Genomic DNA, 11,947 nt, shown 5'->3' on the forward strand with positions numbered 1-11,947 from the left:
CAGAATTCTCCAAACACGTTTACCGGATCATAGGCTTTGGCCCTTATCCCCGTCTTAACAGGCGCCGGCGCGTCAGGGCAACCGGACCCGGCCGGAAAGGGGATCGCGCGCGATGCAGGCGAAAGTGGACTCAGGCCCGACCGGAACGCGCGGCTTGTGGATCGCGGCCCTGGGTTTTGGCGCGGTATCGAACCTGCTGCTGCTGACGGGGCCGGTGTTCATGTTGCAGGTCTATGACCGCGTGCTGACCGGGCGATCGGTCGAAACGCTGTTGGCGCTGGTCGCGCTGATGGCGTTTCTCTACGCCGTCATGGCGGTGATCGACACCGCCCGCGCCCGGCTGGTCGCCCGCATCGGCGCGCGGCTCAGGGTGGGGGTCGAAACCACCCTGTTCGCGGCCAGCCTGCGCCCCGCCCCCCGCGACCCGCCCCTGTCGCAGGCGCTGCGCGATCTCGATTCGGTGCAACGGGTTCTGATTTCGGGTGCGGCGCAGGCGGTGATGGATCTGCCCTGGACAATCGTGTTCCTGGCGCTCCTGGCCCTGGTCCATCCGTGGATGGGCTGGCTGGCGTTGACGGGCGGCGCGATTCTGGTCGCGATGGCTTTCGCGGGATTTCTGTCGCAGCGCGGCGCCCAGGGACTCGCCCAGCGGAACGAGGGTGCGGCGGCGCAACTGATTGCGTCGCTCGAACGGCCGGGGGGCGACGGACTGGCCGGGCTGCGCCCCGGATTCGGACAGACCTGGCAGGCATTGCGAGGTCAGGCTTTGGCAGCACAACTGCGCGTCGCCGACCGCGCCGTCGCCGGAACCGCCGGGGCGCGGGCCTTTCGGCTGTTCCTGCAATCGGCCACCCTGGCCCTGGGCGCCTGGCTGGTCATCCGCCAGGAGATGTCGGCCGGGCTCATGATCGGCGCGTCGATCCTGCTGGGACGGTCGCTGGCGCCGGTCGAACAGCTTTCGGGTCAATGGGGGGCCCTGGCCGCGGCCTGGGCCGCCTGGCGCCGCCTGTCCGCCCGGGGCCGCCTCGCGGACCCTGCGCCACCCCTGGGCGCCTCTGCGCGCGGCACGTTGGTCGTGCGCGCGCTGCTGGTCGCCGGGGGGCAGGGCCCGACGCTGCGCATCCCCGGGTTCGAGGTCGCGCCAGGGCGGGCCCTGGGCGTGATCGGCCCGGGCGGGGCGGGCAAATCCCTGCTGGCGCGGGTGCTGGCCGGGGGGGTTGTGCCGACTTCGGGGCAGATCCTGCTGGGCCCGGTGCCGGCCACGTTCTGGCCGGCCGGGACCGTCGGTTACCTGCCGCAACGGGTCCACCTGCCCCCGGGCTCGCTGATCCAGGCCCTATCGGGGCACGATCCGCGCCCCGATCCCGCAGCGGTCCAGGCCGCGGCCATCGCGGCGGGCGCCCATGCCGCGATCCTGACCCTGCCCGAGGGCTATGGCAGCCGTGCCGACGACCCGCTGCTTCCGCGCGGATTGACCCAGCGACTGGGCCTTGCACGCGCGCTTCACGGCGATCCGGCGCTGGTGATCCTGGACGATCCGGCCGCCCATCTCGATGCCGAGGGGGCGGCGGCCCTGGCCGCGGCGATCCGGGCGCTGAAGGCCCGGGGCGCGGTCGTCGTCGTGACCGCGAACCGCCCAGCCGAGATTGCCGAATGCGAGGACCTGCTGGTCCTGGACCAGGGCGCACAGGCGGCTTTTGGCCCGCGCGATCGCGTTCTGCGCGAGGTTGTGCGCAGTCGCGTCGCGCTGGTCGGCACCGGGGCGCCGCCGTGACCCTGCCCCTGGACCTGCGCGCACGGCGCCCCCTGGGGTTGGGCCTGGCGGCCTGTCTGGTCCTGTTGCTGGGGATTTCCGGCTGGGCGGCGCGCGCGGTAATCTCCGGGGCCGTCCTCGCGGCGGGCGAGATCGACGCGACCCCCGCCCGCCACAGCATCCAGCATGCCGAGGGTGGGACGGTTGCCGAACTGGCGGTCCGCGATGGTCAGACCGTCGCCCCCGGGGACCTGTTGCTGCGCCTGGAAACCGACGCGATCGACGGCGAATTGGCCCTGATCGCCGCGCAGGATGACGAAGCCCGGGCGCGTCAGATCCGGCTCGAGGCCGAGCGCGACGGCAGCGATTTCCCGCCCCCGTCGCCGGGCGATCCGGCCGCCATCGGGGCCCAGCGCGCGCTGTTCCAGGCCCGCGCCGAAACCCTGGCACGGCAGCGCGGGCAACTGGCGGAACGCCGCCACCAGGCCCAGGCTGAAATCGACGGACTGGTCCGTCAACGCGCCGCCCTGAGCCGCGAAACCGCCCTGATCGACGCTGCCCTTCAGGCGCAACAATCCCTTCGAAACCAAGGGCTTGCACTGAATTCACAGGTCGAGGCCCTGGCGCGCGACGCGGCCAGGCTCGACGGTCAGCGCGCGGCATTCGACGCCCGCGAGGCGCAGGTTCGAGGCCAGATCGCCGAGATCGCGCAGCAGATCGAAACGCTCGACGCAACCCGCCGCGAAGAGGCCGAACGCGACCTGGCCGAGACCGGCGTGCGGCGCGTCGAACTGGCGGCGCGGCGGTCCGCGCTGCGGGCGCAACGCGACCGGATGGCGCTGCGCGCGCCGGTCGCCGGGGTGGTTCACGGCTTGGCGGTCGGCAGCGGGGCGGTGCTGCGCCCCGCGCAAGAGGCGATGCAGATCCTCGCACGTGATTCGCCGCCCGGGATCGTGCTGCGGCTTCGCCCCGACGACATCGACCATGTGGTGCCCGGGCAGGCGGTTCAACTGCACCTGCCGGCCCTGTCCGCCCGCCACCTGGGCGACATCGACGGCACCGTGCGCGCCGTTTCGGCGGCCGCGCTGATCGATGAGCGCAGCGGCCAGCGGTTCTTTCGCGTCGAGGTCACGCTGAATGCCGACGCCGCCGCGCGGCTGGTCGGGGCGCCGCTGGCACCGGGCATGGCGGTGCAGGGCTATATCGTGACCGGCGAACGCACTCCGCTGGACTATCTGCTGGCCCCGGTGCGCGACCACATGGCGCGCGCCATGCGCGAGCCCTGATCCGCCCGGCCCCGAACCGCCCCGGCCATCGCCTGGGGCGGCGGGGCTTTTCGCGCCGGCGCAAACGTGCTTTCCTCGGCTCGACCGCAAAGGAGGCCCCCATGCCGAACGCCATCGAAACCCGCCTCGCCGACATGGGCCTTGCCCTGCCCGCCGCGCCGGCGCCCGCCGCGAACTATGTGCCCTGGGTCATCAGCGGCAACCAGATCTTTGTCTCGGGCCAGGTCAGCCAGGCCAACGGCGCCTTTCTGACCGGAAAGCTGGGCGCGGATCTCAGCACCGAACAAGGGGCCGAGGCGGCGCGCAGCTGCGCGCTGTCGCTGCTGGCGCAAGCCAAGGCCGCGCTGGGTGGCGACCTGTCGCGGCTGAAACGGGTGGTGAAGCTGACCGGCTTCGTCAACTGCACCGCCGATTTCACCGATCAGCCCAAGGTCATCAACGGCGCATCCGACCTGATGGTCGCGGCGTTGGGCGATGCCGGACGGCACGCCCGGTCCGCAGTCGGCGCACCCTCGTTGCCGCTGGGGGTCGCGGTCGAGATCGAGGCGATCTTCGAATTCGCCTGAGGAGCCCGCCGATGCGTCCGCGCCTTTCGCCCGCCTTCCTGTCCGTGCCGATCGCCCATCGCGCGCTGCACGACGCGGGCGCCCACCGGCCCGAGAATTCGCTGCCCGCCATTCGCGCCGCGATCGCCGCCGGCTATGGAATCGAAATCGACCTGCAACCCAGCGCGGACGGCGTGCCGATGGTGTTCCATGACGACACGCTGGATCGGCTGACCCATGACAGCGGGCCGATCCGGGCGCGGACCGCGGCCGCGTTGCAGCGCATCGGCGTGCGGGCCAGCCCCGAACCGATCCCGACCCTGCGTCAGGTCCTGGACGAGGTGGACGGCCGCGTGCCCCTGCTGATCGAGATCAAGGACCAGTCCGGCGTCATGGGGCCAACCGACGGCGCGCTCGAACGCGCCACGGCCGAGGCCCTTGTGGGCTATGCCGGGCCGGTCGCGGTCATGTCGTTCAATCCGGACTCGATCGCGCACATGGCCCGACACGCGCCACATGTGCCGCGCGGCCTGACCACCTATGCCTTTCCGGCCAGCGATTTCCCGGGCGACCTGACCGCCACCCTCGAACTCCACCGTCAGGCCCTGGCCGACATCGCCGCATTCGACACGGTCGAGGCCAGCTTCATCTCGCATCACTGGCTGGATCTCGATCGCCCGCGCGTCGCCGAAATCCGGGCCCAGGGGTGGGACGTGCTGTGCTGGACCATCCGCTCGCCCCAGGACGAGGCCACCGCCCGCCGCATCGCGCAGAACATCACCTTCGAGCGATATCTGGCGGTCAAGGCCTGAGGCGCCCTTGACCTTGGCGCCGCTTTGGCCAGCATGACGGCATCAGCCAGGGGACCCCGGGTGCAGATCGCCCTACACGATTCCATCACCGAAATCGCGGCCGCCGACTGGGACGCGCTGTCCCCGCCGGGCCGCGACGGCCGCCCGCGGGACCCCTTTACCACGCATCGCTTCCTGGCCGCGCTGGAACGGTCGGGATCGGTCGGTCCCGGCACAGGGTGGGAGGCCAAGCACCTGAGCGTGCGCCAGGACGGCCGGCTGCTGGCCGCGATGCCCCTCTATGCAAAGGGCCACAGTCAGGGCGAATACGTCTTTGACCATGCGTTCGCCGATGCCTGGCAACGCGCTGGTGGGCAGTATTACCCCAAATTGCAGGCCGCGGTGCCCTTCACGCCCGCCACCGGACCGCGGCTTCTGGGCGATCCGGCGCTGCGCCCGATCCTGCTGCGCGCGCTGCGCGAGGTGACCGAGGGCAACGGCCTCAGCTCGGCGCATATCACCTTTTGCACCGCGGACGAGGCCGCGGCCGGCACGCGCGAGGGCTATCTGCACCGCGTCACACAGCAATTCCACTGGCACGATGCCGGGTATGGCGATTTCACCGGCTTCCTGGCCGCGCTGTCCTCGCGCAAGCGAAAGACGATCCGGCGCGAGCGGGCGCAGGCGCAGGACTTTGGCGGCGACATCGTGGCGCTGACCGGCACCGCCTTGCAGCCGGCCCATTGGGAGGCCTTCTGGCGGTTCTATCAGGACACCGGCCATCGCAAATGGGGCCGCCCCTATCTGACGCGCGCCTTTTTCGACGAAGTGCACCGCACCATGGCCGACGATATCTTGCTGGTTCTGGCGCTGCGCGACGGCCGGCCGGTGGCGGGGGCGTTGAACTTCATCGGCGCCGACACCCTGTTCGGCCGCTATTGGGGCTGTATCGAAGATCACCCCTGCCTGCACTTCGAACTGTGCTATTACCAGGCCATCGACTGGGCGCTGGCGCATGGCCTGTCCCGGGTCGAAGCCGGCGCGCAGGGGGAACACAAGGTGGCGCGCGGCTATCTGCCGGCCGAGATCCATTCCTTGCACTGGTTCGCCGACCCCCGCTTCCGAGAGGCCGTGGCCGACTATCTGCGCGCCGAGGCCGCGGCCGTCGGCGAGGAAATGCACCTGCTGGAAAGCTATGGTCCGTTCCGGCGCGGACCGATCCCCGAGGAGGAGGAGGAACGAGAATGATCGACTTCTACACCAACCCGCAATCGCGCGGCGCCATCGCGCACTGGATGCTCGAGGAGATCGGCCAGCCCTATCGCCTGCACACCCTGGACTATGACACGACGATGAAGGCCCCCGACTATCTGGCGATCAACCCGATGGGCAAGGTCCCCGCGATCGTCCACGACGGCCAGGTGGTGACCGAGGTGGCCGCGATCTGCGCCTATCTGGCCGATGCCTTTCCCGATGCCGGGCTGGCCCCGGCCCCGGCCGCGCGCGGCGCCTATTACCGCTGGCTCTTTTTCGGCGCCGGCCCGGTCGAGGCTGCGGTGTCCAACAATGCGCTGGGGTTTCAGGTTCCCCCCGACCGCCGAAAGATGATCGGATACGGATCGCTGGACGATGTGGTGCACGCCCTCGACGGGCACCTGTCGCGCAGTCCCTACATGGCGGGCGAGGCGTTCACCGCCGCCGACGTCTATACCGGAAGCCAGATCGGCTGGGGCATGATGTTCGGCACCCTGCCGGTGCGCGATTCGTTCGTGGCCTATTGGGACCGGATCAAGGACCGCCCGGCGCGCCTGCGCTCGATGGCGGCGGGGCAGGTCTGAAATGACACGCCCTGCCCTGCTCGACGGCGATCTGCGCGACCGCGCCCTGTCCGAACTTGCGGCGATGGGCTGGACCTATGAGCCCGCCCGCGATGCCGTGTCGCGCCATTTCCGGTTTCGGGATTTTTCGGATGCGTTCGGCTGGATGACCCGCGTCGCCATGGAGGCCGAGAAACTGGACCACCATCCGGAATGGTTCAACGTCTGGAACCGGGTCGATGTCGTGCTGACCACGCATGACGTCGCGGGCCTGACCGAGCTGGACCTGAAACTGGCCCGGGCGATGACGCGGCTGGCCGAACGCGCCGCGCCGCCGGCGTGACCCGCGGGACGGGACGCGGTGCCACCCGACGGGCCTGCGTGCGGGGTGGACCATCCGCCCACCCCGGCACCTCTTACAGCGCGTCGAGCATCGCCTCGCCGCCCGAGATTTCGCAGCCCTTGCCCGTTTCGGGGTGCCAGACCTTGACCACGCCGTCCTCGGCCATCAGGGCGTAACGTTTCGACCGCCCGCCGACCCAGCTGCCGGGTTGCTCGATGGTCTGGCCGATGGCCTTGGTGAAATCCCCCGCGCCATCCGACAACATGGCGATTCCCGCCGCCGAGGCGCCGGTCGCCTCGCCCCAGGCTTTCATCACGAAGGGGTCGTTCACCGCGACGCAGATCACCTCGTCCACCCCCTTGGCGGCCAGCGCCTCCTTGGTGCGGATGAAGCTGGGCACATGCGCCGAATGACAGGTCGGCGTGAACGCGCCGGGGACGGCAAAGATGACCACCTTGCGCCCCTCGGTCAGCGATTTGACGCTGACCGGCTGGGGACCGTCGGGGCCCATGCGGGTCAACTGGACATCGGGCAGCGACGCGCCCTCGGAAATGGACATGGAAAACGCTCCTGGTCTGGGTTTGGTCGAGAATCCGGGATATATACCGGGCCGGGACATCATCCAGTGCGTTCACGCCTGTGACAAGAAGGGGAAAAGGATGGCGGGTATCGTGGTGATCGGGGCCGGGCAGGCAGGGTCTGCGCTGGTGGCGAAATTGCGGGCGTCGGGCTACGATGGCGCGCTGACGCTGATCGGTGACGAACCCGTGCCGCCCTACCAGCGCCCGCCGCTGTCCAAGAAATACCTGTTGGGCGAGATGGGCGTCGAACGGCTGATCCTGCGCGCCGACAGTTTCTATGCCGACCAGGCCATTACCCTGAAACTGGGCCAGCCCGTGACACGGATCGACCCGGCCGCGAAAACCGTCTGGCTGGGCAACGAGTCCATCGCCTATGACCAGCTTGCACTGACCACCGGGGCGGACCCCCGCCGCCTGCCGGCCGCCGCCGGGGGCGATCTGGCGGGGGTCTACGGCGTGCGCAAGCTGGCCGATATCGACGCAATGGCGAGCGAATTCCAGCCGGGCCGGCGCGTGCTGATCGTCGGCGGCGGCTATATCGGGCTCGAAGCGGCGGCGGTGGCGTCGAAAAAGGGGCTGGAGGTGACCCTGATCGAGGCCGCGCCACGCATCCTGGGACGGGTCGCCGCGCCGCAGACCGCCGACGCGGTGCGCGCGCTGCACCAAAGCCACGGGGTGACGATCCGCGAGGGGCTTGGCCTGACGCGGCTGACCGGCGACACCCGCGTCACCGGCGCCGATCTGGCCGACGGCAGCCACCTGGACGTGGATTTCGCCATCATCGGCATCGGCATCACGCCAGGGGGGCAGGCCCTGGCCGAGGCCGCCGGGCTGACCCTGGACAACGGGATCGCGACCGATGCCCTGGGGCGGACCTCGGACCCGGCGATCTGGGCGGCGGGCGACTGCGCAAGCTTCGTCTACCGGGGCGCGCGCATCCGGCTGGAAAGCGTGCAGAACGCCATCGACCAGGCCGAGGCCGTGGCGGCGAACATGTTGGGCGCCGACACACCCTATGTGCCGATGCCGTGGTTCTGGTCCGATCAATACGACATGAAACTGCAAATCGCCGGGCTGAACACCGGCTATGACCGCGTCGTCACCCGCGACTCTGGCCCCGCGCGCAGCTTCTGGTATTACCGGGGCGCGACCCTGCTGGCGGTCGATGCGATGAACGACCCGCGCGGCTACATGGTCGGCAAGCGCCTGATCGAGCAGGGAAAATCCCCCGCGCCCGAGGCCGTTGCCGACCCTGCGACGGACCTGAAGGCGCTGCTGGCCTGATGCGGATCGTCGGTGGTGCGCATCGCGGCCTGACCCTGGCCGACGTCGGCGCCGGTGACCCGGCGGCGCATCTGCGCCCCACGTCGGACCGCGTGCGCGAGGCGCTGTTCAACATGCTGTGCCAGGGGCGCTGGGGCGATCTGGTGCGCGGCCAGCGGGTGCTGGACCTGTTCGCCGGCACCGGCGCGCTGGGGCTCGAGGCGCTGTCGCGCGGCGCGGTGCAGGTGACGCTGGTCGATGACGGCGCCGCCGCCCGGGCCCTGATTCGCGCCAATATCGAAAAGCTGCGGGCGATGGGCGTGACCCGGCTCTATCGCCGCGATGCGCGCGATCTGGGCGAGAACCGGGGGCCGGGGTTCGGACTGGTGTTTCTGGATCCGCCCTATGGCAAGGCCCTGGGCGAGATCGCGCTGGCCTCGGCCCGGGCGGGCGGTTGGCTGGCACCCGGCGCAACCCTGATGTGGGAGGAAAACGCGCCGATGGGCCCACCCCCGGGCTTCGAGGTTCTGGATCAGCGCCGCTATGGCGAGACCTGGATCACGGTTCTGCGTGCCCCAGGCTAGCGCGCCGGCCAGGGCTGGGGCTGGTGGGTATAGGCGATGTAGAGCGGGTGCCTGGGGTGGCCGTCCTTGCTGAGCCCCAGATGCGCAAGCGGCTTGCCACTGCCGCGCAACAGGGCCTCGACCTGCGCCCCCCGGCCCAGATGCGCGCCATGCGTGCCCCAGGCGCAAACCACGGCGTCGGCCCAGGCCGCCCCCTCTAGGATGGCCGCGTCGTTGTCGGGGCCGACCGGGTCGGGCTGAGCGCGCATCGCCCGGGGGTCGGTCGCGCGCCAGGCAAAGATGTTGCACACACGAAAGGCGCCGTAACCCAGCGCCCGCGCGCGGCGCTCGCAGCGTTCCACGGTGGGGTCGTTCTGCACCTCGGTCGCGGTCGAGGGATTGAGCATGACGAACAGCACGCGCCCGCCCGCCGCGTCCCAGGTTCGGGTCAGCGCATAGCGGTAGGCCGCGCAATCCGAATAGAGCGCGGTCGAGGGGGCGTCGCCCTTGATGTGGGTGCGGATCATCATGCAAGCGTTCTAGCCCCTGCGCACCGTCAGGGCCAGTGGCGGGTGAGGGCCGGGGCGCTGCCCCGGACCCCGGCGTATTTGCGACAAGATGATGGGGCTTTTCGTCCCCGTTCCCCGGGGGTAGGGTCGCGGCCCGCTTTCCCCGTTGTGAGGCCCCTTCGTGACCCAGCCCGTCAATTTCCGCATTCCCCGTCAGATCGCCGCCGAGATTGGCGCGCGCCCCGAGCAGGTCTCGGTCGCGATCGGATTGCTGGACGAGGGGGCGACGGTGCCTTTCGTCGCGCGCTACCGCAAGGAGGCGACCGGCGGGCTGGACGACACCCAACTGCGCACCCTGTCCGAGCGGCTGACCTATCTGCGCGAGATGGAGGCGCGGCGTGCCAGCATCGTCGAATCGATCACCCAGCAGGGCAAGATGACCGACGACCTGGCCCGCGCCCTGGCCGGGGCCGAGACCAAGGCGGTGCTTGAAGACCTGTATCTGCCCTATAAACCCAAGCGCCGCACCAAGGCGATGATCGCGCGCGAAAACGGGCTGGCGCCCCTGGCCGACGCGATTCTGGCGGATCGGGCGGCCGACCCCGAGCGGCTGGCGCAGGCCTATCTGGGCGAGGGCGTGGCCGATGTGAAGGCCGCCCTCGAGGGCGCGCGCGAAATCGTCGCCGAGCGGCTGGTCGAAGACGCCAGGCTGAAGGCGCAGCTCAGGGCGCACATGGCCGCCGTCGCCCGGCTGACCGCCGAGGTGTTGCCGGGCAAGGAGGTCGAGGGCGCCAAATTCGCCGACTATTTCGCGCATTCCGAGGCGCTGTCGGGCGTGCCCAGCCACCGCGCGTTGGCGATGTTCCGGGGCCGCAACGAGGGGATCCTGGCACTGGACCTGGTGGTCGAGCCCGAGGCCGCGCCGGGCGACTCGGTGGCCGAGCGCACCGTGAAGGCGGCGCTGGACGTGGGGCGCGCCGGCAAGGCGGATCAATGGCTGGGCACGGTCGCCGGCTGGGTCTGGCGCATCAAGCTGAAGCTGAGCCTGACCATCGATCTGATGACCGACCTGCGCGAAAAGGCCGAGGCCGAGGCGATCCGCGTCTTTGCGCGGAACCTGAAGGACCTGCTGCTGGCCGCGCCCGCCGGCGCCAAGGCGACGCTGGGGTTGGACCCGGGGATTCGCACGGGCGTCAAGGTGGCGGTGGTCGATGCGACCGGCAAGGTGCTGGACACGGCCACTGTCTACCCGTTCCAGCCGCGCATGGATGTGCAGGGATCGCTGGCCGTGCTGGGGGCCCTGGTCCGCAAGCACGGCGTCGGCCTGATCGCCATCGGCAACGGCACCGCCAGCCGCGAGACCGACGCTTTGGTGCAGGAGTTGCTGTCGAAACTGCCCAGCCCGCGCCCGGTCAAGGTGGTGGTCAGCGAGGCCGGCGCCTCGGTCTATTCGGCCAGCGAACTGGCGGCGCGGGAATTTCCCGATCTCGATGTGTCGCTGAGGGGTGCGGTCAGCATCGCGCGGCGTTTGCAGGACCCGCTGGCCGAACTGGTCAAGATCGAGCCCAAGGCGATCGGTGTCGGCCAGTATCAGCACGATGTGAACCAGTCGGCCCTGGGCCGGGCACTGGACGGCGTGGTCGAGGACGCAGTGAACGCCGTCGGGGTCGCGCTGAACACCGCGTCGGCGCCGCTTCTTGCGCGGGTGTCGGGGCTGGGCCCGGGCCTGGCGGAGGCCGTGGTCGCGCATCGCGACGCCAACGGTCCCTTTGCGCGCCGGCGCGATCTGCTGAAGGTCGCGCGGCTGGGGCCCAAGGCCTTCGAACAGGCGGCCGGGTTCTTGCGCATTCAGGGCGGCGACGAGCCGCTCGATGCCTCGGCCGTGCATCCAGAGGCCTATGACCTGGCCCGCCGCATCGTCAAGGCCGCCGGCCGGGACGTCGCCAGCCTGATGAAGGACCCCGCCCCCCTGCGCCGGCTGGAGCCGCGCGATTTCACCGACGACCGATTCGGGTTGCCGACGGTTCGCGACATCCTGGCCGAACTGGAGAAACCCGGCCGCGACCCGCGACCCGAATTCAAGACCGCGACCTTTGCCGAGGGCGTGCACGAGATCCGCGACCTGAAGCCCGGGATGCAGCTGGAGGGCACCGTGACCAACGTCGCGGCCTTTGGCGCCTTTGTGGACATCGGCGTTCACCAGGACGGGCTGGTCCACGTCAGCCAGTTGGCCGATCGCTTCGTCAAGGACCCGCACGAGGTTGTCAGGGCCGGCGATGTCGTCAGCGTGCGCGTGGTCGAGGTGGACGTGCCCCGAAAGCGCATCGGCCTGACGATGCGCAAGGACAACGCCGAAACCCGGCCGCCGCGCGACCCCGGCCCGCGGGGCGGCGGCCGGGGGCCCAAAGGCGGCAGCGCCGGGCCGGACAGGACGTCGGACACCGGCGCATTCGGGGCCGCGCTGCGCGATGCCCTGAAAAAACGCTGAGCCACGGC

Annotated in this window: 12 protein-coding genes; 10 read left to right on the forward strand and 2 right to left on the reverse strand. The window is 70.4% G+C overall.

Going from position 1 to position 11,947, the window contains the following annotated elements; all coding sequences use genetic code 11:
• Window positions 1-112 precede the first annotated feature (112 nt).
• From H6900_02695 to H6900_02725, 7 genes are all read left to right on the forward strand, one after another.
• Window positions 113-1,774, forward strand: coding sequence for an ATP-binding cassette domain-containing protein (locus tag H6900_02695; GenBank protein MCC0072177.1), 1,662 nt, complete (start codon window positions 113-115; stop codon window positions 1,772-1,774).
• Window positions 1,771-3,039, forward strand: a complete 1,269-nt coding sequence (locus H6900_02700; protein ID MCC0072178.1) for an HlyD family type I secretion periplasmic adaptor subunit — start codon at window positions 1,771-1,773, stop codon at window positions 3,037-3,039. The genes H6900_02695 and H6900_02700 overlap by 4 nt, the downstream gene beginning before the upstream one ends.
• A gap of 101 nt (window positions 3,040-3,140) precedes the next feature.
• A complete protein-coding gene (locus tag H6900_02705) occupies window positions 3,141-3,605 on the forward strand; it encodes a RidA family protein (GenBank protein MCC0072179.1) in 465 nt (154 codons plus the stop codon).
• An 11-nt stretch (window positions 3,606-3,616) separates the two neighbouring features.
• Window positions 3,617-4,396 (forward strand): phosphodiesterase, encoded by a 780-nt coding sequence (locus H6900_02710; GenBank protein ID MCC0072180.1) that lies wholly within the window; start codon window positions 3,617-3,619, stop codon window positions 4,394-4,396.
• Window positions 4,397-4,429: 33 nt separating this feature from the next.
• Window positions 4,430-5,623 (forward strand): N-acetyltransferase, encoded by a 1,194-nt coding sequence (locus tag H6900_02715; GenBank protein MCC0072181.1) that lies wholly within the window; start codon window positions 4,430-4,432, stop codon window positions 5,621-5,623.
• On the forward strand, window positions 5,620-6,213 hold the full coding sequence (locus H6900_02720) for a glutathione S-transferase family protein (protein MCC0072182.1): 594 nt from the start codon (window positions 5,620-5,622) through the stop codon (window positions 6,211-6,213). Before H6900_02715 ends, H6900_02720 begins: the two co-directional genes overlap by 4 nt.
• Window position 6,214: 1 nt before the next feature.
• A complete protein-coding gene (locus H6900_02725; GenBank protein ID MCC0072183.1) occupies window positions 6,215-6,535 on the forward strand; it encodes a 4a-hydroxytetrahydrobiopterin dehydratase in 321 nt (106 codons plus the stop codon).
• A 73-nt stretch (window positions 6,536-6,608) separates the two neighbouring features.
• Here H6900_02725 and H6900_02730 read toward each other — a convergent pair whose 3' ends face one another.
• Entirely contained in the window at window positions 6,609-7,094 is a 486-nt protein-coding gene (locus H6900_02730) for a peroxiredoxin (protein MCC0072184.1), read from the reverse strand.
• A gap of 100 nt (window positions 7,095-7,194) precedes the next feature.
• Between H6900_02730 and H6900_02735 the strand changes: the two genes are divergently transcribed.
• Window positions 7,195-8,400, forward strand: coding sequence for an FAD-dependent oxidoreductase (locus H6900_02735; protein ID MCC0072185.1), 1,206 nt, complete (start codon window positions 7,195-7,197; stop codon window positions 8,398-8,400).
• The gene (gene rsmD, locus H6900_02740) at window positions 8,400-8,963 is read left to right on the forward strand and encodes a 16S rRNA (guanine(966)-N(2))-methyltransferase RsmD (GenBank protein ID MCC0072186.1); all 564 of its coding nucleotides are present in this window, start codon (window positions 8,400-8,402) and stop codon (window positions 8,961-8,963) included. The genes H6900_02735 and rsmD overlap by 1 nt, the downstream gene beginning before the upstream one ends.
• On the opposite strand, the gene H6900_02745 is transcribed toward rsmD, so the two are convergent.
• On the reverse strand, window positions 8,960-9,472 hold the full coding sequence (locus H6900_02745) for a DUF1643 domain-containing protein (GenBank protein MCC0072187.1): 513 nt from the start codon (window positions 9,470-9,472) through the stop codon (window positions 8,960-8,962). The genes rsmD and H6900_02745 overlap by 4 nt on opposite strands.
• 160 nt (window positions 9,473-9,632) lie before the next feature.
• Here H6900_02745 and H6900_02750 point away from each other — a divergent pair, with 160 nt between their 5' ends.
• Window positions 9,633-11,939, forward strand: coding sequence for an RNA-binding transcriptional accessory protein (locus H6900_02750; protein ID MCC0072188.1), 2,307 nt, complete (start codon window positions 9,633-9,635; stop codon window positions 11,937-11,939).
• Window positions 11,940-11,947: the final 8 nt, after the last annotated feature.

The sequence above is a fragment of the Rhodobacter sp. genome (genome assembly GCA_020637515.1).
Classification (GTDB): Bacteria; Pseudomonadota; Alphaproteobacteria; order Rhodobacterales; family Rhodobacteraceae; genus Pararhodobacter.